Source organism: Paraburkholderia kirstenboschensis (genome assembly GCF_032806925.1).
Lineage (GTDB): Bacteria > Pseudomonadota > Gammaproteobacteria > Burkholderiales > Burkholderiaceae > Paraburkholderia > Paraburkholderia kirstenboschensis.
The window spans coordinates 1,455,209-1,476,059 of record NZ_CP136511.1 but is presented as its reverse complement, the minus strand read 5'-3'; the positions used below and the strand labels follow the sequence as shown (position 1 = coordinate 1,476,059).

Annotated in this window: 16 protein-coding genes and 7 pseudogenes; 11 read left to right on the top strand and 12 right to left on the bottom strand. The window is 58.4% G+C overall.

The annotated features are described in order from the left end of the window. Positions 1-189: 189 nt before the first annotated feature. Together RW095_RS41365 and RW095_RS07215 are read right to left on the bottom strand one after the other, a co-directional pair. A pseudogene (locus RW095_RS41365) lies at positions 190-545 on the bottom strand (porin); the annotation flags it as partial. Positions 546-720: 175 nt separating this feature from the next. Then, positions 721-1,139 (bottom strand): annotated as a pseudogene (locus RW095_RS07215) (winged helix-turn-helix domain-containing protein); the annotation flags it as partial. A gap of 253 nt (positions 1,140-1,392) precedes the next feature. Here RW095_RS07215 and RW095_RS07210 point away from each other — a divergent pair. The 5 genes from RW095_RS07210 (at position 1,393) to RW095_RS07190 (ending at position 3,881) form a co-directional block, all read left to right on the top strand. After that, positions 1,393-1,653, top strand: a complete 261-nt coding sequence (locus RW095_RS07210; protein WP_317015391.1) for a cytochrome b — start codon at positions 1,393-1,395, stop codon at positions 1,651-1,653. A gap of 112 nt (positions 1,654-1,765) precedes the next feature. Then, positions 1,766-1,930 carry a hypothetical protein gene (locus RW095_RS07205; protein ID WP_172163527.1) on the top strand — a complete coding sequence of 55 codons (165 nt, stop codon included), beginning with the start codon at positions 1,766-1,768 and terminating at the stop codon, positions 1,928-1,930. 790 nt (positions 1,931-2,720) lie between these two features. Continuing rightward, entirely contained in the window at positions 2,721-3,059 is a 339-nt protein-coding gene (locus RW095_RS07200; RefSeq protein WP_317015389.1) for a DUF4148 domain-containing protein, read from the top strand. A gap of 66 nt (positions 3,060-3,125) precedes the next feature. Further along, on the top strand, positions 3,126-3,506 hold the full coding sequence (locus RW095_RS07195; RefSeq protein WP_317015387.1) for a DUF4148 domain-containing protein: 381 nt from the start codon (positions 3,126-3,128) through the stop codon (positions 3,504-3,506). Between the two features lie 129 nt (positions 3,507-3,635). Beyond that, positions 3,636-3,881 carry a hypothetical protein gene (locus tag RW095_RS07190; RefSeq protein ID WP_317015386.1) on the top strand — a complete coding sequence of 82 codons (246 nt, stop codon included), beginning with the start codon at positions 3,636-3,638 and terminating at the stop codon, positions 3,879-3,881. A 323-nt stretch (positions 3,882-4,204) separates the two neighbouring features. Here the strand turns inward: RW095_RS07190 and RW095_RS07180 are convergent, their stop codons facing one another. From RW095_RS07180 to RW095_RS07160, 5 genes are all read right to left on the bottom strand, one after another. After that, a complete protein-coding gene (locus tag RW095_RS07180) occupies positions 4,205-5,758 on the bottom strand; it encodes a methyl-accepting chemotaxis protein (RefSeq protein WP_317015385.1) in 1,554 nt (517 codons plus the stop codon). Between the two features lie 500 nt (positions 5,759-6,258). Further along, positions 6,259-7,011, bottom strand: a complete 753-nt coding sequence (locus RW095_RS07175; protein WP_317015384.1) for a maleate cis-trans isomerase family protein — start codon at positions 7,009-7,011, stop codon at positions 6,259-6,261. A gap of 26 nt (positions 7,012-7,037) precedes the next feature. Further along, a complete protein-coding gene (locus RW095_RS07170) occupies positions 7,038-8,357 on the bottom strand; it encodes an MFS transporter (protein ID WP_317015382.1) in 1,320 nt (439 codons plus the stop codon). A 248-nt stretch (positions 8,358-8,605) separates the two neighbouring features. Beyond that, entirely contained in the window at positions 8,606-9,490 is an 885-nt protein-coding gene (locus tag RW095_RS07165; protein ID WP_317015381.1) for a LysR family transcriptional regulator, read from the bottom strand. Positions 9,491-9,567: 77 nt separating this feature from the next. Beyond that, on the bottom strand, positions 9,568-10,533 hold the full coding sequence (locus tag RW095_RS07160) for a D-2-hydroxyacid dehydrogenase family protein (protein ID WP_317015379.1): 966 nt from the start codon (positions 10,531-10,533) through the stop codon (positions 9,568-9,570). A gap of 226 nt (positions 10,534-10,759) precedes the next feature. Here RW095_RS07160 and RW095_RS07155 point away from each other — a divergent pair. Then, positions 10,760-11,027: pseudogene (locus RW095_RS07155) on the top strand (phosphate acyltransferase); the annotation flags it as partial. Between the two features lie 294 nt (positions 11,028-11,321). Here RW095_RS07155 and RW095_RS07150 read toward each other — a convergent pair. The 3 genes and pseudogenes from RW095_RS07150 to RW095_RS07140 all read right to left on the bottom strand — a co-directional run bounded on the left by RW095_RS07150 (position 11,322) and on the right by RW095_RS07140 (position 15,161). Continuing rightward, positions 11,322-12,526: pseudogene (locus RW095_RS07150) on the bottom strand (porin). 434 nt (positions 12,527-12,960) lie between these two features. Then, positions 12,961-13,389, bottom strand: coding sequence for a DUF934 domain-containing protein (locus RW095_RS07145; RefSeq protein ID WP_394365011.1), 429 nt, complete (start codon positions 13,387-13,389; stop codon positions 12,961-12,963). Continuing rightward, positions 13,386-15,161 (bottom strand): nitrite/sulfite reductase, encoded by a 1,776-nt coding sequence (locus tag RW095_RS07140; protein WP_317015378.1) that lies wholly within the window; start codon positions 15,159-15,161, stop codon positions 13,386-13,388. Before RW095_RS07140 ends, RW095_RS07145 begins: the two co-directional genes overlap by 4 nt. Positions 15,162-15,422: 261 nt before the next feature. Here RW095_RS07140 and RW095_RS07135 point away from each other — a divergent pair, with 261 nt between their 5' ends. After that, complete coding sequence (locus RW095_RS07135; protein WP_317015376.1) at positions 15,423-16,838, top strand: aminotransferase-like domain-containing protein; 1,416 nt, start codon at positions 15,423-15,425, stop codon at positions 16,836-16,838. A gap of 44 nt (positions 16,839-16,882) precedes the next feature. Here the strand turns inward: RW095_RS07135 and RW095_RS07130 are convergent, their stop codons facing one another. Further along, positions 16,883-17,086: a DUF2970 domain-containing protein gene (locus RW095_RS07130; RefSeq protein ID WP_317015375.1), complete on the bottom strand. Its 204-nt coding sequence runs from the start codon at positions 17,084-17,086 to the stop codon at positions 16,883-16,885. 1,168 nt (positions 17,087-18,254) lie between these two features. On the opposite strand from RW095_RS07130, the gene RW095_RS41360 reads away from it, so the two are divergent. After that, on the top strand, positions 18,255-18,716 hold the full coding sequence (locus RW095_RS41360; protein ID WP_394365010.1) for a DddA-like double-stranded DNA deaminase toxin: 462 nt from the start codon (positions 18,255-18,257) through the stop codon (positions 18,714-18,716). Positions 18,717-18,973: 257 nt separating this feature from the next. On the opposite strand, the pseudogene RW095_RS07125 reads toward RW095_RS41360, so the two are convergent. Further along, a pseudogene (locus tag RW095_RS07125) lies at positions 18,974-19,198 on the bottom strand (transposase domain-containing protein); the annotation flags it as partial. A 305-nt stretch (positions 19,199-19,503) separates the two neighbouring features. Between RW095_RS07125 and RW095_RS07120 the strand changes: the two are divergent. The 3 genes and pseudogenes from RW095_RS07120 to RW095_RS07110 all read left to right on the top strand — a co-directional run. Further along, positions 19,504-19,707, top strand: coding sequence for a hypothetical protein (locus tag RW095_RS07120; protein ID WP_317015373.1), 204 nt, complete (start codon positions 19,504-19,506; stop codon positions 19,705-19,707). 133 nt (positions 19,708-19,840) lie between these two features. Then, positions 19,841-20,459: pseudogene (locus tag RW095_RS07115) on the top strand (IS6 family transposase). Between the two features lie 56 nt (positions 20,460-20,515). Beyond that, positions 20,516-20,702 (top strand): annotated as a pseudogene (locus RW095_RS07110) (IS110 family transposase); the annotation flags it as partial. Positions 20,703-20,851 lie beyond the last annotated feature (149 nt).

Below are 20,851 nucleotides of genomic sequence, written 5' to 3'. Positions count from 1 at the left end.
TACGAACCAAACGGGAAGAGCACCCCGATGGACCAAGTGGTGTTTCCGGAATGGCTAGAATGCGCAAACAACGGCCTGAATTTCGTGAGTTGCCCGCGGGCCGAAGGCGAAACCGAGAGCTGGTAATTGGCGTTGGAGCCGAGACTCGTTGAGTCGCCGAATGCGTAGCCTGCGCTGGCGAAGACGCCGTTGGCCCGGGTCTTCCATCTGGCCGTTGGCGACTACGAATTCGCTCTCGAGACGGAAAATGATTCTCGTGCCGCCACCGATGTCCTCGGCGCCTTTTAGACCCCAGCGGCTGCCGCTAAACCACGGTTCACCGTCATTACCCATGCGATGACGTGATTGCCGTTGGTGTCCGCGTGGGTCCGGTACGTCGGAAAGCTCAGGTCCATCAGTCCGTAAAGCTGGACACTCGACTGCGCGTGCGCACCGGCCGCCCCGCAAACACTGGCCGCGACTGCCAGCGTAAGGTACCTTTTCTTCAAGTTCGTCTCCTCGTGTTGCTGCGTTGAAAATCTGCTTGCCTTGCTCTGCTCCCGCATTGGCGGCGTTGGTGATCGCGCTTCATCGCGTCTGGCCGTGATTCATCTAGCGTGGCCGTCCGTTACACCGTGGTCGAATCGTAGATACCTGAATCCTTCACGCGCCTTTCCTGTACCATTGGTACAACTAAGTACATCTACCGATTCGCACGCGTTGACGTTGTTCGGATTCGGACTACTCGATAGCTTTTGGCCGCAGAATATAGCCGAGGCCACGCAACGTCGTGATCTGCGCGTTGCAATTGGCGAGATGCTTGCGCAAGCGGTGAATATAGATGTCGATCGCGTCCGCACTCGGTTCGTCGTCGAGACAAAACACACTTTCCATCAACACGGATTTCGATACTGTCTTGCCCTTTCGTAACATTAGTGTTTCAAGGATCGTATGTTCACGGCGCCGCAGCGCTAGCCGAGCGTCGTTGTGGAGAAACTCACGGGTGTCGGATATTAGTGCAGGTCGACACACGTGAGGCATGACGTCATGTCGCCCAATTGCCGGCGAATGTGCGCCTTGATGCGCGCGACCAGTTCACGCGCGTCGAAGGGCTTGACCACGTAATCGTCGGCACCGGTACTGAAACAGTCCACCTTGTCCCGGGAATAAGTCGCCCGTACTTGCGGTTGTGCTCCGGTCAGCATAATCGCAGCAGTTACCTGTTCGCGAGTGTGAATCGGGTGGGGAGCGCGCCGCTGCATTCACAGGTGACTCAACCACTTTGATGCGAGCGACGGGAATAAATCCGGCTCTGAGAAGGTATGTCAGTTTGTAGCCACGCAGATTGCATCGCCGATTGATCTGGCAAACGAGGTTCCGCCCGTCACATTATTTTGAAAAGTGAGATTTTTCATGACCCGCGCCAACAATGACACTTACACACGCTTTGCCATCATCATGCACTGGTCCATTGCGCTCCTGATCCTGTTGAACCTGTCGATCGGACTCTATATGGATACATTCCCGCATAACTCACCTCGCTTCAACGGCATCCTGTTCTATCACGCATCGATCGGTAGCCTGATCTTCATGCTGATGGCACCACGCCAATTGTGGCGCCTTTTACATACGCCGCCGGCACTCCCGCCCAGCATTCCGACGTGGCAAGCGTAATCCGCGAGCGTTTTGCACGGGACGCTGTACGTACGCTGTTCCTGGTGCCGTTTGCCGGTTACGTGCACCGACTGGCGGGTGCACATCCGGTAAGTTTTTTGGTTTGATGGATATGCCGGTCTTCATCGGCCGGGACGAACCTTTGCGTCTGCTGACTGATACCCTGCACCGCGGGTTGGTGCTGACGCTTGCGCTCTTGCTGATTGCGCATATCGCCGCCGCGTTGAAACACAAGTTCATCGACCGCGACGGCGTTGCTGGACGTATGGGCATTTGATCTACAGGAACTTCGCGGGAGGCGCCGCCTCCCGGCTTCCTTCGAGACTTTCGTCAACGTAGGCAATGGTGGGGCATCGAATTCACAGTGACTGACGAATCGCTCGTGATCGCCGTCACCGCTGCATGGAAGTTGATTCGCTGGCTCATGGTTACCGATCGAGTCCCCGGGCGACGGATTTATCATGGAGGTCGGGTAGGCATCTTCCATGGCAGCAGCGAGGCGCTGTCGTCAGCGTGTGCTGCAAACGGTAGCTCCATCCCAGATCACGAATAAGCCTGATTCGTCACCCGCCTTGAGGTCACCGGCGAGATTCCGCTGCGATTTGCCCGGATCCTTCCCGGCCCTCCTCCCATCGGCCTGTCCTCCCGGTTTCCCGGCGTCTGACAGAAATAATGGAAAGCGTGCCTGTTTATTCTAACGATGTGCCGCATTCTGCGCACGAAGTTCGTGCCACAAGCGTCCATCGTTCGTGCTGATGTATTGGGTATGCGCTGGCGCCTTGAATCGAACTGATCGGAGGGCGTCACTTCGCTGACGTTGATCTGCACCAGCAACTTGCCAGGCGACGCGGTCGCCACTGCATCATGTTTTGTCCGCAACCTGGGTAGCGTTGGGAATAAGCGGCGCCCGCCCCCGGTATACCGTAGCGTGAGCACGCAGATGACGACCGCAGCGTTTCGGTCCCCTCACATTGATGCGAGCAGAGAAAAGAAGACACCGGTTGAGTCTTCCGAGCGCTTCATGATGCAGAACCAGCAATTTCCCCTCATTTAAATTGGAGCCCGAAGTGAATAAACGAACCATGCTTTTCACCCTGATTCTCGCCGCCGCAGCGGGCATTTCGATCAACGCACAGGCTCAGGAAAAGACCCAGACGCAGGTGCGGCAGGAGTTGATTGAAGCCGAACACAACCGTCTGAATTTCGTGAGTGACGCGTCGTACCCCGACGTCGCGCCGATCTTTGAACAGCAAGTCGCCAGGCTCAAGCAGCAAAATAGCGACAGCGGGATGGGTGTTTCAACGACAGGCACAAGCGATGCCGGCCACATCAAACAGGAGACGCCTTCAAATCCGTCAGCCTGCGTTGGACCTGTCAGCTTCTGCACTATTTATTCCGGCTCCTGAGCCACACGTCAACGTGTTTCACTAGTTCCCCGGCAAACGGGTCCCTTGTTGGAAGGAGTCAAGATTATGAAAAAGCTCGCCTTACTGGCGTTGACACTCAGCGCGGTTGTCAGCTCCACATCGGCTTTTGCGCAGTCCGCGTCCGCCCCGCTCACCCGGGCGCAGGTACGCGCCGACCTCATCAGGCTCGAACAGGCTGGATACAATCCGTCGGCTACCGATGACGCGACCTATCCCGCCGATATCCAGGCTGCGGAGGCGAAGGTAGCCAGCCAGGACGCTGAACAGCAAGCCGCCACACCCCAGCAGCAAAAAAGCGACAGTGGCATGGGCACCGAAATGAAAGGCACGAGCGATGTCGGCCACAAAAAACAAGATACGCACCCCTCAAATCCGTCGACCTGCGTCGGACCTGTCAGCTTCTGCGATATTTTTTTCGGCTCGTGAGCCGTACACCATCGCGCTTCGCTGGAAGGGATTTTATACACGCCCTGTGCCAACTTCTCGCATGCCGTGTTAGTTTTCCCAGCAAGGCACGACGAGAAAAATTCGCAGACGGTCAAGTGTACGTAGCTCATGGCTATTTCAGATGCTGATGATCTTTCGCCCGTCGTGCACACGCCTTCTGCCAGCTCAGATGAAGCCACCCTTGTCGAAGCTACACTCGACGAGAAGCTTGCGCTGGGCGGCATCGAACTGATCTCCTCCGCACCGCAGGAACCATTGCTCGATGATCACGACGCTGCGTCGATACCGGCGCCGCTGGAAGATTGCGCGTCTGTTCGCATGACTTCAACAAGTTCAAGAGTGTTCTTACTCTGAGATTGACCCGCCAAAACGGACACTTATCCTTTTGATCAGGAGGTGTCGAAATGGGCAGGCATCGTACCCCATACCCTGTGGAATTCCGGGCCCACATGGTCGAGCTGGTGAAGGCAGGAAGAACGCCTGAGGAGCTGGCGCCCGAGTTCGAGCCGACCGAACAGACGATCAACAACTGGGTCGCCGCGCAGGCCGATCGGGATGCGGGTGTGCGTCACGACGGCCTGACCGGTCACCCACCGCAAGCTCGCAGAACGGCGCGCTCATTCGCGCGCTGCCGCCGACGCATGGCCCCAACGTCGCGCCGCGCCGGCCCCGGAATGTCACGATGCATGCACACGAAAAACCGAGACAGCATTGTCCAGTTGCCCCGCCTGCTCTTTCAACGACAGCGCCGCCGCGGAGGCCTGCTCAACTAGCGCCGCATTCTGCTGCGTCACCTGGTCCATCTGCACCACTGCGCTATTGACCTGTTCGATGCCCTTCGACTGTTCTTCAGACGCGGCGGCAATCTCACCCATCAAATCACTGACCTTCCGCACCGAAGCCAGGATGTCCGCCATCGTGCCGGTTGCTCGATCTGCCTGCCGCGCGCCCGTTTCCACTCGGTTCAGTGAATCGGTAATCAGCTCCTTGATCTCTCTCGACGCCGTTGCGCTGCGTTGAGCCAACGAACGGACTTCGCTGGCGACAACCGCGAATCCGCGTCCCTGCTCGCCCGCGCGTGCCGCCTCCACGGCCGCGTTCAGCGAAAGGATATTGGTCTGAAACGCAATCCCTTCGATGACACTGGTGATATCGGCGATCTTGCCGGACGCATCGGACAAGCTCCGCATCGTCTGAACGACTTCCTGTGCCGCAAGGCTGCCCTGCTCAGTGAGCAACGCCGTGCTGCGAACCACCTGACTCGCCTGCTTCGCATTGTCGGCGTTCTGACGAACTGTCGAGGTCAATTCTTCCATTGACGAGGCGGTCTCTTCCAAAGACGCGGCCTGCTCTTCAGTCCGTTGCGACAGATCCAGGTTGCCGGCAGAAATTTCCTGCGCGGCGATGTCGATCGATCGCGATCCGTCTCGCACGACATCAATCGTTTGTACTAGCTTGCGTTGCATTGTCTGGAGGCCGGCCATCAAGCGTCCCATCTCGTCGCTTGTTTGCACCTCGACCCGCGTCGTCAGGTCGCCACTGGCAATCGCGTTGAAATGGTCCAGCGTTCTCGCAAGTGGCTCGCCTATTGCGCGCTGAAGTGTCCACCACGCCATCATCGCCGCGCCGAGCGCTATCAGTATTCCCGCAACGGCTACGCCTACGAACCAGTGAAAGCGCGCTTGCGCGGCATCAAACCTCGCTTTGGCAGCGGAGACTTGCATGGCGGTCAGCGCATCCATGCCGTCAGTGACATCAATGAACATCGACGCCGGCGTGTGCAAGGCAACGTCAGTGAGCTTCGCTGAGTCGTGAGCTGAGACAGCGTTGAGCATCGGCTCCAGGCCGCCCGAGAGGAGCTTTTCAAATTTCGAATTCACGTCGGTCGCGCGGCTGGTTTCGTCAGGTCCGGAGAACGGAAGCGCGCGATATTGTTCCCATGCTTTCTTCGAGACAACAACCAGATCGCGAGCAGCCTGTGCTTGCTGCGGCACACCGGAACCGGTGGGATCGAGCGCTATGCGAAAAAGCCAGAGACGCGCTCTTGCCAGCGAAACACTCGCTCGATTGAGCGCTTGTGAGGATGCGAGCCGGCTTGAATAAAGCTCTTGCACATCGCTATTGCTCATCGCGACGCCGACAATACCCATGACGCCGACGACGATCAGCAACGCGCTGAGAAAACCCATTGCCAGCGCGAGGCGGACACGGATACTGGTGTTTTTGAACATGCTGATAAAAGAATTGAGATTGAATAGGATGACGCGTCGTCGACATTGAAAGGGACGCGGGAGATCAAGCACTCAGCACGTTGCCAGAGCACGGTGTCTGAGTAGAGTTTCCCTGATGTTGTTTACGGCGTAACGCCGCGGATCTTTATTATTCGTCAGTTGTTCTGAAAGAACCGTGCTCGCTCTCGCGTAGTGCATGACAAAGAGATAGCCAAAGTATTTTGAATTGGCCGCAGCCTGGACGCTTTCCTGAGACTGAGAAGGTGCGATGTGTGAACTAAAGCGAAAGGAAGCCAGAAATATAGAAGCCGATCTACCCGAGCATGTGACTCATGGCATAGATCGGCTTTGCATTGGTGCGTTGTTGAAAGTCAACCCGCAGTGACGCAAGACTCAAGAGATGATTGTCTAAACGGGCCGCAAGCCAGCGAGGGACAAAACTGTCACCGTCGAATGACGCCGCCGCTATCACAGTAGCGGTCGACGTAGCGCTGTTGTTCTTAAAACTTGCCGGACAAAAGATGCCCGGCGTTGGGCACGCGTGCCTCCAGTCCAAGCGTCTTCAGAATGCGATAGACGGTCGCTGCGGCAGCAGAGAGAACGGGCTTGCCGAGACGATCTTCGACAGCCTGGATGGCCGGCAACGACGGCATCTGCACACATGCCGACAGCACGACGGCATCGGCTTTGCTGATGTCGAGCCGATCGGCGTGACCGATCAGGTTCATCGGATCGAGGCGGCCAACTGCCAGATTGTCCGATACTTCGAGGCTCATCGAATCAGTAACCTCGATATCCTCGCTCTGGATGTAGTCGACAACCTGCTGTGTCAACGGCTTCATGTACGGCGTGATGATCGCGACCCGCTTGAAGCCCATGGTCTTCACGCCTTCAACCAACGCACCCGCCGAGCTGATGATCGGGGTCGGGGCGTTGTTGCTTTCAACCGCTTTCTGCAAACGCGCCTCAGATACACGGTGATAGCCCGCGCCCTGGCACATGATCGCGACGAGGCACGCATAGGCCAGAACGTCGCAACGCGCGTCGCTGAGTTCGAGCGCGCAACGGTCGCTGTCGACATCCATCTTCTTCAGTTCTTCCGGAGTCACATGCATCATGCGCATCCGTGCGGAGTGAAATGTGAAGCGCTCTTCCGGGAAAAGCGCGTAACGCGAGTTGAGCATCGCCGGGATTTCGGTTTCCATCGTGGTGTTGGAGCTGGGCACGATCTGGCCGATTCGATAAGTCTTCATGGTCGATTCAGATTAAGAGTTGGCAATCAGTTTCCGCTTGTGAGTTCTACGCCCTGCGTTTCTCGAAGCGTGAAAACAAGAATCGCGGCGGTGACATAGGCAATCGATGCAATGCAGTAAGTCGCGGTGAAGCCGATCAGCGGGATCAACACCGGTACGAGCTTGATGCCGGCAATCGCGCCGACGCGGCCAAAGTTGAAACAGAAGCCCGCGGCAGTAGAACGGATGCTGGTCGGAAATAGTTCCGCGTACCACGCTCCGAAGCCGCTGAAGTAGCCCGTGAAAAATCCAAGCAGCGCCGACAAGATGCCGATGATCACGATGTTCTGTGCGTTGAAATCGAGCTTGCCGTTTGTAAGCGGAATCATTGTCGCGCCGTAGGCGAAGATCGGCACGGCGATCGCGATACCGGCGAAGAAGCCGGCGAACGCGGCGCGTCGTCCAACCCGCTCGGCCAGCCAGCCATAAACGAGGTAGCCAGCCGTCGCACCAATGCCTGTCCAGACGAGAAACACCGGCGCCTGATCGATACGGACATGCAGCACGCTTTGCAGATAGGTCGGCGTGAAGGTCGTGATAATCCAGTAACCGTACATCCCGAGAGTCGAGATCGTCAGCGCCAGCAGCGTCGTGCGACGAAACTCAGGCCTAAAAATCTGCATCAGGTTGCCCTTGCTCGCGTTCTTTCTCAGGAACTCGCGATTGGCGAGCCATACGGGCGACTCTCTGACGAACATGAGAATAAACAGCGCAACACAGTAGGCCGGAATGGCGGACAGGATGAAGAGCTTGCGCCACGAAGCGGGGTTCGACGCGTCGAGCAGCGTCCACGCGAAGATCGCCGCCAGTAGGCTGCCGCCCGACCAGCCGGTCTGCATCACTGCGATGGCTTTCGCGCGGCCCGAAGGCGGCCAGATTTCGCTCACGAGCGCGACTGCGGCCGACCACAACCCGCCGACGCCGATCCCAACCGCAAAGCGGAACGCGTTCAGTTCCCAGATGCTCTGTGCAAAGCCGCACAGCAGCGTACCAGTCGCATAGGTCAGGACGGAAATCAGCAGCGTTCTCTTGCGGCCGATCTTGTCGGCGATATTGCCGAGAAAGAATCCACCGATGCCCGTCGCGAGCAGAAACCATGCGACGGTCGATACCACGTCGGAAAGCGAGACCGAGAACGTATGAGCGACCGCCAGAATCACGAAGCCGAACACCGTTGCATCCAGCGCATCGAACAGCCATGCACCCCATGAACCGCCTAGAATCACGTAGCGACCCGCACCTGACATCCGACCGGTTGAATCGGCGAGCGCAGCCCGCTTTGTCTCCATTGCTCCAGTGCTATCCATTTTTTTCCGATGACGGCCGCGTGGACCGTGTTGATCTAAAATTCCGGGACGCCCATGTATTGCGCGATTCAACGCCTGCGCACGCCGAAACCGGGAAGCCCGTGAATGGGCTGGCGGTCGAGCTGGCTCGTCGAAGGATGTCTGCCGCTACGAATGTGCGTCAAGGGCTTTGATGCTAAGGATGCCGCGCGCGGCCGTCCAACAGCGAATGGCTAGGCCGCCATAACGAAACGCGATGGCAGAACGCGTCAGGGACTCGCGCGCAGATGGTCGAAGAAGAGGCGCGCAGCGGGCGATAGCGCGTCGGCACGCCGCACGCAGATCACAAGCTCGCGGACTGCCCAAGGCTCATCGAGCTTTAACATGCGGGTGCCCGGCAAGCGATAAATTTCGGCATTGCCTGCCGGCAGAATGCCGATGCCCATGCCTACTTGAACCATCTTGCAAAGCGCGTCGTATGACGACACTTCCACCTTCGCACGCAGCGGCTTGCCCGCCTGACTGGCGGCATTCAGCATCTGGTGACGCAGGTGCGTACCGGCGCGCAGAACGACGTGTTCATAGTTGAGCGTCTCGGCGAACGTGACACGTTTGCGGGTCGAAAGCGGATGATCGACCGGGACCAGAACCTTGAGTTCATCGCTGCGAAACGGATGCACTTCGATGTCGGCGCTATGCGGCAGGCGCGTGAACACGCCGATCTCCGCGACGTTCGCCGCGACGCTTTCGGTAATCGCGAGACTGTCGCGCTCCAGCAGCGAAACGTTCACTTCCGGATAGCGCTCAACGAACGACTTCACGAGGGGCGGCATGCAGGTCGACACGGCCGAAATGTTGACCAGCACGCGTACAGAGCCACGCAGACCATCCGAGAACACCTTCATTTGCAGGACGATGTTGCGTAGATCGTCCAGCACGTCGCGCGAAAGAACGGACAGATTCATCCCCGCTGCCGTCGGCGTGATGCCTTTGTTGGTCCTCACAAGGAGCGCCGTGCCGAAGAGTTCTTCGAGTTCTCTCAGCCGTTTGCTGACAGCCGGGGCGGCAATGTGTTCCCGTTCGGCGACGGCCGCAATCGTGCCTTCTTCGACGACGCGCACGAACAGCCTGAGCGACAGTGGATCGAGCTTCAATGATTTGCTCCAGCTTCAATGAGCGATACTCGCCGCGCGCCTGGCGCAACGCCGCGAGTTGGGGTGGGCGCGACGCGTTATGCGTTGTCCGCCGGCTTAGTCTGATCGAGCCATTCGACGATGTTTCGCACGGTATCGCCATAGAACGTTTGATACAACTCGCGCGTCACATAGCCGATGTGCGGCGTCGCGAGCACGTTGGGCTGTGAGCGCAGCGGATCGGTGAGGTCGAGTGGCTCGGTGTCGTACACGTCGATGGCGGCGCCCGCGATTTGTCCGCTATTCAATGCAGCGAGCAGCGCTTTGGTGTCCACGATCGGGCCGCGCGATGTGTTGATGATGCGGCTCGTCGGCTTCATGCTCGCCAGTTCAGCGGCGCCGACAAGACCGCGCGTGCGCTCGCTCAAACGGACATGGACTGACAGGAAATCCGACATGGAAAAGAGCGTGTCTTTATCGACCCGTTGCACGCTCTTCGATTGCGCGCGTTCCTCTGTAAGATTCTGGCTCCACGCGATCACGTTCATCCTGAACGCGCGGCCGATCACGCCGACGGCCGAACCCACACGACCCAGCCCAAGCAGCCCGAGCGTCTTGCCGGCGAGTTCCGTGCCGAGCGTGCGTTGCCAGCCGCCTTCAAGCAAAGACCGATTTTCGGTCGTGATGTTTCGCGCCATTGCCAGAATCATCGACCACGTGAATTCGATGGTCGGCGTGGACGAATAGCCGGTATGCGCGACCTTGATGCCGCGGTGCTCGGCCGCGTCGGTGTCGATCGCCGCGTTAGCTGAACCGGTTGACGCGATCAGTTTGAGATTCGGCAGACTGTCGATGATTTCGCGTGTGAGCGGCGTGCGTTCACGCATCACGCAGACCACGTCGAAAGGCGTCAGGCGCTCGATGACCTGCGCCGTGTCCGCGAGGTGATCGTTAAAGACGGTGATGTCCGCGCGCTCCTTCAGCGGGGACCAGTCGGCCGAGTCGAGTGCGACGTTCTGGTAGTCATCGAGAATCGCGATTCTGACGCGGGACGGCAAGGGCATGCTCCACTCCTTTAGGTGGAAAGACGGAGACCAAAGTCTACTCGTCGACGCGGAATCCTGCTGTTGCTTGCGCTAAGGCATGCGGGCGTTGCTTATGGTCTCGGTTGTAGATAAAAATAGATCCTTCAGTTGGTATGTGGCCGCAACGGAGGCTGTGACGTGCCCGCGGATTGCTTTCGCTCACGGTTATCGGTGAACTGAGGCTGGAGGAAATTCCGGTGCAGGCGTTCTGCTGAAGCGCGGTGAAGCGGACGCGATGATCTGCGCATGGTGGGCAGGACGCACGGCACCTGCACTTCATCGATCAGGTGGTCGGCAAGAGGAAGGGCTGAAACGTCTCCGCGGTGATGGACGCGCTGGTGCTGCCAGGCCGGCAGATTTTTCTCGTCGATACGCATGTGAACGTTCATCCGACGGCGGAAGAACTCGCCGAAATCACCATCATGGGTGTCGGCGAGGTGCGCCGTTTCGGCATCGAGCCTAAGATCGCGGTGGCGGGTATTGCGGAAACTATCCGGCACAGAGTCGGTGCTCACCCTAGGTGTGACGCTCCTCTGCGGGAGGCTGATCGCTCTGGCAGACGGGGCGTGATGGTCCGCTTGCGTCAAGCGACCGGTATTCTCACAACGTGGCCTGAATTCATCGGACACGTGAACCTTGGGTTAAAAGGCTCCCATACACTCACCCGGTCACCCGGTCACATTGGGGCGTCGTCCGCAGCGAATCGGGACCCCGGTCAACGCGCCAGCGGGTGAGCAACCCTCACCGTTTCTTTTCGCGACTCGTCGTCAATTGCGACGGCTGATCGAGTAAGCACGGAAGGATGCCGGATTGCCTTGGAAACGCGTACGCATTCCCAGCGTGCCGACTACCTGATTGGCAGTGGACGACGCAGCCCCCGAGGTCTTCATGAACGCAACGTAGTTTTTGCCCGTGACGTGCTGATACATCGCTTCGGCGTAGACGTCGGTTCGCTTCGAAAGCGAGTACACAGTCTGCAAATCCAGTTGATTCCACTTCGGATCGGTGCCATAGGTGCGGGTGTTGTCCACGTGGCCTTTCGTGTAGGTGTAAGCGACGGCGACACTAATGTCCGGTGTCAGCATGTACTTGCCATTCATCTCGAAGTTGTGGAACGAAACGTTTCCGCCGCTTGATCCAAACGAACCCGAACCGCCGAGTTGGGTGTGCGTGTAAACAAAGCCGACCAGGGCCGGCCCGAATCTGTAGTTCAAGCCGCCGCCGAACGTACGCTGGTGTTCGGCGCCAAGCGAGAAGCCGCCGTGGCCATTGACGGAGGATGCCTTGACATCGATCGCCCCTGCGCTGCTCGCGGAGCTTCCCTCGAGCCGTCGATCTGCAGGTAGGCTACGCCCGCACCGAACGGTCCGTAGATGTAGCTCGCGCCACCGCTCCCTGCGCGATTCGCGGAGAACGCAGCGCTGTTGGAAAACGCGTACATGGCATTGAACATCAACCCGCCGTAATCGTTGCTCGCATACTTTGCAGCGTTGCTGATTCGCACTGAGTGATTCAGATTGTCGTTGTCGAACGGGTGCGAAAAACCTGCGCAGCCGGACTTACCGGAAACGGCAGAGAACGGCGTAACAGAGTCGGTCATGGAGTCGTACTGGCGTCCCAGAGTGACCGTGCCGAATCGGCTGTCGCTCAGTCCGACGTATGCCTGCCGGCCAAAGAGCCTGCCGTTCTGACCGGATTTGCCGGTCTCCACATTGAAGCCGCTTTCGAGAACGAAAATGGCTTTTACTCCGCCGCCAAGGTCTTCCGCGCCACGCAGGCCGAAGCGGCTTCCATTGACGGTGCCGCTGGTTGCCTGCCACAGCGCGCCGTGCGCATCTCGGCTTGCTGCATTGTTGGTGTACATGATGCCTGCGTCGATCAATCCGTACAGTGTTACCGAACTCTGCGCGTGGGCCTCGGACTCAGCAAGCGCTGCGATGCACGAGCCGGTTACGATGAGGGTCTTCTTCACGTCAACTCCGATTGGATGGTTATATTGGGAGAGTCGACGGACTGCAGAAATGCGAGGCGGCGAGATTAACGCGGTGTGACAGAAAAGTCTGTTGCAGGTTTCAGAACAAAGAGCCGCCTTCGTCAGACGGCCGGCACCTGAATGCCGATTAAAAGCGTTGATGCTTCGCGCACGAGGCCAGCCCCGTTGCATCGTCGTTGCCCGCCAACGCGCGCGGTTTGTCCACATTCGGCAACATTCCCCTGCAGGTGCGACGCTTACTCGCATGCGCCGGCCTTCCTAAACTGTCGTCACTGATTTACGAAGGTCATGGTGCAAATAGCGCGGGCGGGCGACGTCTTCCGTCTGAGTGTCGAAATATCGCCTTGCTTTTTCTTCCAACTTTTCCTGGTGCGCCGAGGCCTCGCCGGCGCGGCAGTGGTTTTGCGACACCTTCAATCGGACGTTGAACCGGGTCTAAGCGCTTGGGCTGCGGCAAGAGGCAGAGAATCTACGGTGAGGTCGCGTTGATAGAAGCCAGAAAATTGCTCCAGGTGGCGGGCCGCCTCCGTCGGGTTGAGTCCGTCGTTGAGCACCGCGCTGGAGAAGCCGGTTCGCGCCATCTGCAGCAGTTGGTCGACCTGGACGTCGCCCGTTGCCCGCAAATCTCCCGTGAAGCGTAGCCTCCGGCGCAAGAGATACGCTTGGCTATACGCTCGGCCGTCGGTGAAATGCGGAAAATGCAGTTCAATTCGCTGTACGCCGGCGAGCTCGCCTGCTAGCGTCATGGGGTCTGCATCGTTGGGCAGCGTCAGAACGCTCGGTTGGTCGCGCTCTTGAGCCGCGCGCCTGTCGATGACTTCCAAGCGGGGAATATTGTTCACGCCAGCACCTCATCTTTGTTTCGAGCGCCATAAGCCGCCGCCTTGAAGGGGTCAAGGCCGATGCGACGCAACGTCTCGATGAAGCGTTCGTACCGCCCCTGTTCCCGGTGTTCCCGCAGGTCGCGATAAGCGCCGAGGATGGCCTCGATTGCATCAGGGACTTCGGCAGCAGAAAACGACGGACCAATTACCTTGCCTGGCTGCGCGGTGCCGCTGGCTTGGCTCCCGTCGGCCCCGCCCAACGTAATCTGGTACCACTCCTTCCCATCCTTGTCGACACCCAGCACGCCGATATGCCCGCTATGGTGATGGCCGCAGGAGTTGATGCATCCACTGATATGGACATCGATGTCACCGATGTCGTCGAGTTCGTCGATGTCTTGATACCGTTCGGCGAGGGCCTGCGCGACAGGAATTGAACGCGCGTTGGCCAGCGCGCAAAAGTCTCCTCCCGGGCACGCGATGATGTCTGTCATCAAACCGATGTTTGTGCTGGCAAGACCGAGTGCGCTCGCAGCCTCCCACAGCGCGTATAGCTCGGACGCGGGTACCCAGGGCAGAACGATGTTCTGGGTGTGGGTGACCCGCGCCTCACCACCGGAGAAACGGTCTGCCAAGTCTGCCAGGCGCTCCAACTGCTCCGCCGAAGCGTCTCCTGGCGCGTGGCCCAGCCGTTTGAACGACAGCGTCACGATGCGCAGCGCCGGTTTCTTATGCGGCGCCACGTTCCGCCGCATCCAGCGCGCGAAACGGTCCGAGACGGCGGGTGCATCTGCTTGCGAGCTCCCGGTAGCCTCGGCGACTGCCTCGGGCGGCACAAATGCGGCGGTCACCCGGTCGAGTTCTGCTTGTGTGATGGTGTGGGGAGCGCCGTCAAGTTCAACGATTTGCCGGAACTCCTGCTCGACGTCGGTGATGTAGCGCTGTCCTTCTGCCTTTACCAGAATCTTGATGCGCGCCTTGTACTTGTTGTCGCGCCTGCCGTAGCGGTTATACACGCGCACGACCGCTTCAATGTAGTTCATGATTTGGTCCCATGGCAGGAACTCCCGCAGAACCGTCGCAATCATTGGCGTCCGGCCCATACCGCCACCGACCGAGACGCGGAATCCCAGGTCGCCCGAGCTGTTTCGCACCAGTCGAAGACCTACGTCGTGCCAGTCGGTCGCCGCTCGGTCTTCGGTGGCGCCGGTGACTGCAATCTTGAACTTTCGCGGCAGATAGGCAAATTCAGGGTGCAGTGTTGTCCACTGCCGCATCAGCTCAGCGAAAGGCCGTGGGTCGGCAATTTCGTCAACGGCCACGCCAGCACGCTCGTCGCATGAAATGTTTCGGATGCAGTTTCCGCTAGTTTGAATGCCGTGCATGTCCACGGACGCGAGGAGGTCCATCACGTCGGCGGCTTTATCTAACGGAATCCAGTTGAACTGGACGTTCGTGCGGGTGGTGAAGTGAGCGGTGTGCGTCGGTAGATGGGTCGAGCCAAGCTTTGCCTGCGCCTCGACGGCGCACCGATAGACGTCGGACGCTGGGTCATCGTATTCGCGGGCGATGCGCGCCAGGACGCGCAACTGTGCGCTCGACAGTTCGCCATACGGCACAGCCACGCGCAACATCGGTGCGTGCCGTTGCACATACCATCCGTTTTGCAGTCTGAGCGGGCGAAAGTCCTCCTCGCGCAGTTGGCCACATTGCCACCGCTCCAGCTGGTTGCGGAATTGCGCCGCACGGCTTCTAACGAATGCTTTGTCAAAATCGGTGTATCGATACATGGGTGCGAAGCCTCTCCGGTCACGCTTTTCCAAACGCGCTCTCTTATGGCGCAGACGGCTACGGTAGATGCGTTGACGATAATCAGGAAGAAGCAGATGCGGTGGATTTCTGCGCAGCAGTCGGGACGTGGTCAGCCCCTCAGCGTGAGGGGTCGTAGATTCCGGGTAGCATGACACCAAACCGTAGAGGTGGCTCAGGGGCGTCATCACGGCGCAGGCGCCCCAAAGTTCCGCTTCAGCAGCGCGCCGCAAGGTCATTCAATGAATCGCTTTGAAATCATCGCGAATAACCTGGCAGAACAAATCCGTGCAGGGCACATCCCTGTCGGGGCCAGGCTTCCGTCTTTGCGCCAAATTATCTCGCAGTACGGCGTCAGTCAGACAACGGTATTCCGAGCCTACTACCTGCTCGAGCAGTGGGGATTAGTCCGCGCCGAAGAACGCGCCGGCTACTTCGTCACCCCTGGTGCGGCTGTCGACGCGGTGGCACCTGCCGAAAGGCCGGAAGAAGCGCCGAAGGAAGTCGACATTAGCGACCTGGTGTTTTCGGTACTGGAGTCGACCCGACACCCGGACATAGTGCCCTTGGGTTCGGCATTTCCTTCCCCTAGGCTGTTTCCGTCGGCGCGGCTCTTGAAGTCTCTGGTGGCGGGCACGCGTTCGCTTAGCCCCTGGAGTACGGTCGAGGACCTGCCCGGCAGCGACCCACTCCGCAAACAGATTGGGTTACGTTACATTGGGACAGGATTTGCCGTTGCGCCCGAGGAAATCGTTGTGACCAACGGCGCACTTGAGGCATTGAACCTCTGCCTGATGGCAGTGACGCGGCCGGGAGACGTCGTTGCCGTCGAATCTCCGTGCTTCTATGCCGCGCTGCAGGCAATCGAACGACTCGACCTGAGGGCAGTCGAAATTCCAGTGGACCCAGTCTTGGGGTTAGACTTGGACGCGCTGCGAAGCGCGCTCGCGCAACATCCGATCCGGGCATGCTGGTTCATGCCCAACTTTCAGAATCCAACAGGGACCTCTCTGTCCGTCGAGAAGAAGCGCGCATTGGTCGAGATGCTACGCGAAAAGCAGGTCCCGCTCATCGAGGACGACGTTTATCAGGAGCTTCACTTCAGTCGTGACCGGCCTTTGCCCGCCAAGGCATTCGATACTGAAGGACTCGTCATGCATTGCAGCTCGTTCTCGAAGACGCTCGCACCCGGTTACCGGGTTGGATGGGCCACAGCGGGCCGATTTGCCGACAAAGTTCGGCGACTCAAGCTAATGACAACACTGTGTGCAAGTATCCCCGCCCAGGCTGGCATAGCCGACTACCTGGAGAACGGCGGCTACGACAGGCATCTGCGCTCGCTACGCTCATCGCTTCAAACGCAACTTGGACAGATGGAGGCCGCGCTGCACCGATGGCTACCCGACGCGGTCAAGTGGACGCGCCCGCACGGAGGCTACATGCTGTGGCTGCAACTCCCACAGTCTGTCAAGGCGTTGGAGCTTCACGCGCTGGCGAGCGAACGCGGCGTCAGCATTGCGCCAGGCCCAATGTTCTCAGCGACACACGCTTTTCAGAACTGCGTGCGGCTCAATTTCGGGCACCCATGGGATGCTCGCTTCGAAAATGCAGTTCGGGCACTTGCCGAGATTCTCGACTCACCCGCAGTTCGCGCCTGACGATGTCGCGAAACACAGATGCGCGTTGCGACACATGTCCGCAGTCAAAAGCCCTGAACTGAACTTGTTCCATCGACAATCAGTTCGACTACACCGACGATGAGCAACCCAATCACTAGAGCCAGCGCCACTGCGACAAAGGGTAGCAGCATCATGTTGACGTTGGCCAAATCGGCTTCATGGTTTGCACGCTTGCGCACGCCGAAGAAACTGGCCAAAACCATGCCGACCATGCGTATCAGTTCCACGACCTTTCTCCTCACAACACAACTCACGCACGCATATTGGAGAACGGCGAGGGGCCGCGGAAGTAGCAGATACCGCGTGATACAGGTAAGCAGCCTCGATTTCTTCATAGGCTCCCTTGCATCCGCAGGAAGCGGCTGCTTTCTCTAAAAAAAGTTCCATTCATTGAATGGCTTGTATGTCTAAGAGACTCTTCGATGATACGAATGTTTAAAGACATATCTAGCGATCGATGCTTTAGGCCTTTTCCGGTGTCACTTTAGATGGGCATGGTCGTCCGCTCGTTAGACCGCTGGAGCCGTCCCGGATTCAGAAGTAACCGGAATCGGCCAGATGGACGAGGCGGTGCTGATAGATTTCTCTTGCGACTGGCGAGCAGAAAACAAGGTGCAGGTTGTCGCAGAATGGCGTCTTCACCGATGCTTCAGTCGCGTCGAAGTGCACCCACGGACTCCAGACTTTTGGCTACATCCAATGCCCGAGCGGAGAGCCAAACCCGTTGAATCACGTCAGTCCCTATGCCGTTCGCTTTGAGCCACAGCATCCTTGACTCGACGACATGCTCAACCGACAGCCATTCGCCAGTCATCCGCCGCGCAATGAGATGCGATGCGACGAGCAAAGCGAGGAGCTCGGCGCGGGCGCGCAAATTCCTGGTCGCGCAAGATTTCAACAGATTGTCGGTTTGGGTGGCCGCCCTTCATCGTACCGATTTAGAAAGCTCGCATATTTCTATTTATTAAGCCATTGGCTATATCATTACAATATCGGTCCGCTTAAAGCATAGAACTGCCCGCGGCATTAAATGTGCGGGAGCGTACAGTTCTCCTCGTCGCGCCAGGCGCCTGCCGAATGCCGGATCTGCTGCATACAGCGGCTATCAAAGATAGCGCGCAGCGCGTTGCCATTACTTTTTTCAATCTAAGAGAATTGCCGTCTAGCCAGCGAACGCATTGACATGCTTGAGGCGCAGGCTCGTCAGATCGGACTGACGCTTACGAATTCGATCGCGGCACGGCCCGGCTTTGGCGCGGTCTCCAGTGTGGCAAAACGATGACTGAGCGACTATCATTTTTATCGCCTTTCCGCGTGACCCTGATTTCCGAAACAGTGCTCAGCGCACGCGGCGATTAATGTTTCTCAAACGCGCGGACTTGTACACACAGATGAATGGTCGCTGGAGCAGTCATGCATACATCCAACACGATGAGATGTCACGGACTTACCACAGACGAACGTGAACAGCTGCGACACTGTCGCGAGTTCTTTGCGCTCCCACCCACTCGCTCCTCGACAGACACTGCCATCGTCGGCATTCTGCTCATACCCGGCGAAAAACCACTGTATCTAAAGAGTGGCCGGCACGGAGGGCCCTGCGGCGGGACGCACAGGGGCGGTATTCCCAGAAGCGCAGGAAGCGGAAACAACCGATACTCACTTACTCACGTCGAAGGCCATGCTGCCTCCGTTTTGCACAATCGCAGAATCGCTCGCGCTATGCTGCTCATTGAGATGGAGCCTTGTGGCGCTTGCGACCCAAACATTCCCCGCATGCTTCCCGAAGGCGCTCGTCTCGAGGTAGTTTCTCCAAATGAGACAACCTACTATTGGAGTTGCCAACTTCCACCATAAATGTGAAACCGCAGCCAACTACCAAAGGTCCATCAAGAGGCAACTTCATTCGATGATGGCGTACATCGTTTAAACAGCCTCGTCATCGGCCTTTGCGGTCATTGCCATGTGTCTGCGGGGATCCTAACCGAGCGTCCGCTACCGCCAAAGCACCAGCGGCCGCAGTTTGACCCACTTCTGCCATCGGAACTACGCCATCTCGACTACCCCGAACGTAAGCGTGGCCCCAGCAACGTCTTGACGGGAGATCGTGATGTTTAGACGGGGGTGTGGAGCTGATCGGCGATGGCCCACGGTGCGAGTTCATCGATACGGTTAATCGCATGGTCTGCGATGCGTGCGAGCACGTATCGCAGATACGCCTCAGGATCTATGCCGTTGAGTTTTGCGGTGCCAACGAGGCTGTAGATTGCGGCAGCACGTTCGCCGCCGGAGTCTGCTCCAGCGAACAGATAGTTACGCCGACCGATGACAGGTTCGCGATCATTCTGCCCATGTCGGGCAGTAAGTTGAAGTCCATTACCGTTGGCATCCCTTGTACGGGCGTCGCGTCAAGGTACGAGACGTCGAGGAACGAAACAGCGGTCGCGTGGTGCACGTCGAGGCCAGCCCAGGCGTAGTGATGGTGGTGTCGGCGTGGATGCTGGATCGCGTCTCGTGTTCTGCTATGGCCTTGGGCGAGCCGCGCGTCACAGTTGCGGTGCTGAGTGAACTCGAACGGCTGCTCGTTGACTGGCGCTTGCGAGCACACTCGTCGACGGTTCCACTACCGTCCGGGAGAAACGCAATGGCCAAGCTGCCAAGGGGCGTCCTGCAGCGCCCACAACCGCCTGCACTGACGCTGTCCCAGATGAGTCTCAGGTTCGACACCGCGGAGCTTCAGGGAATGAGTGCGGCACAGCGCGCAAGGGCAATTACACGCCTTGCGAAGCTGCTGCTCAAGACCGCAGGCGTCGCCATCGGCAAGGAGTCTGACGATGACGAACGCTGATCGTCTGCCAGGGTTCTGGTGCAAATCGTGAAGGTGAACCGGTTAAAGTGTTGCTCCCCGATCTCATCATCCGACAATGAGCAAGCTGAAGAGTACGGACGAACTGTTCTGAGGTCGTCACTTCAACCGCGACGTGATCATTCTGTGCCTGCGCTGGTATATGCGCTATAAGCTCAGCCTGCGTGATCTTGTCGAGATGATGGCCGAGCGGGACCTGTCGCTGGCCCACACGACGATCTTGCGTTGGGTGAAGCGCTATACGCCGGAGTTCGTCAAGCGCTGGGACCGTTTCGGCACGCCTGCAGGTGCGTCGTGGCGCGTCGACGAAACTTACGTGAAAATCCGCGGCAAATGGGTCTACCTTTATCGGGCGGTAGATCGGTCGGGGCAGACGGTTGATTTCCTGCTCAGGGCGAAACGTGACGTGAAGGCGGCCATAGACCATCACGCTCGATGGCTATGCCGCCTCACACCGTGCTGTGCGGGAGATGAAGGCGGATGGCCTGCTGCCGGAGGATACGAAGATCCGGTCCTCGAAATATCTCAACAACTTGATCGAGCAGGACCATCGCCACATCAAGTCCCGGACCAATGTCATGCTCGGCTTCAAACGGTTCAGGAACGCCGCGATCACGCTCGCAGGCATTGAGTTGCTGCATCGCATTCGAAAAGGTCAATTCAATCTCGCGAAGCTCGGCCTCAAAGATATCACTGCGCCCGCCGTCTGGAGTGCTGTCCTGTCTGCTCGATAAGAAATCCTTTCTATCTGAACCGTCTCTTCCAGACGGCCTATTTGCACCAGAACCCCTGGCTGCGCTACCAGCCCGGCAGCGCATTAACGAGATGGTTTTACCAGCGCACACAGGGCACCGGACCGAACCGACGCGCGCGACGTATTGCCATCGTGGCGGTAGCACGACGGCTTGCCATTGCGTTGTGGCGCTATCTGAAAGACGGGGGTCATTCCCGAAGGCGCGCACCTAAAGTCAGCTTGAGCCCTGGTTTCGCAGGAAGGAGTCTGGCAGTTGCATAGCAAACGAGTTCGAAGTGAACATGCCCGTGATCACGCTGGGTTGCAAACGCAACCGAATAGCTCTCAGATGGGGCATGTTCGCGGAAGCGATTCCGGCGTAACGCGCATTGC

Coding starts and splice junctions, on each gene's coding strand:
- RW095_RS07210 (WP_317015391.1), top strand. CDS start 1,393: ATGACCCGCGCCAACAATGACACTTACACACGCTTTGCCATCATCATG.
- RW095_RS07205 (WP_172163527.1), top strand. CDS start 1,766: ATGCCGGTCTTCATCGGCCGGGACGAACCTTTGCGTCTGCTGACTGAT.
- RW095_RS07195 (WP_317015387.1), top strand. CDS start 3,126: ATGAAAAAGCTCGCCTTACTGGCGTTGACACTCAGCGCGGTTGTCAGC.
- RW095_RS07190 (WP_317015386.1), top strand. CDS start 3,636: ATGGCTATTTCAGATGCTGATGATCTTTCGCCCGTCGTGCACACGCCT.
- RW095_RS07180 (WP_317015385.1), bottom strand. CDS start 5,758: ATGTTCAAAAACACCAGTATCCGTGTCCGCCTCGCGCTGGCAATGGGT.
- RW095_RS07175 (WP_317015384.1), bottom strand. CDS start 7,011: ATGAAGACTTATCGAATCGGCCAGATCGTGCCCAGCTCCAACACCACG.
- RW095_RS07170 (WP_317015382.1), bottom strand. CDS start 8,357: ATGGATAGCACTGGAGCAATGGAGACAAAGCGGGCTGCGCTCGCCGAT.
- RW095_RS07160 (WP_317015379.1), bottom strand. CDS start 10,533: ATGCCCTTGCCGTCCCGCGTCAGAATCGCGATTCTCGATGACTACCAG.
- RW095_RS07140 (WP_317015378.1), bottom strand. CDS start 15,161: ATGTATCGATACACCGATTTTGACAAAGCATTCGTTAGAAGCCGTGCG.
- RW095_RS07135 (WP_317015376.1), top strand. CDS start 15,423: ATGAATCGCTTTGAAATCATCGCGAATAACCTGGCAGAACAAATCCGT.
- RW095_RS41360 (WP_394365010.1), top strand. CDS start 18,255: ATGGTCGCTGGAGCAGTCATGCATACATCCAACACGATGAGATGTCAC.
- RW095_RS07120 (WP_317015373.1), top strand. CDS start 19,504: ATGGCCAAGCTGCCAAGGGGCGTCCTGCAGCGCCCACAACCGCCTGCA.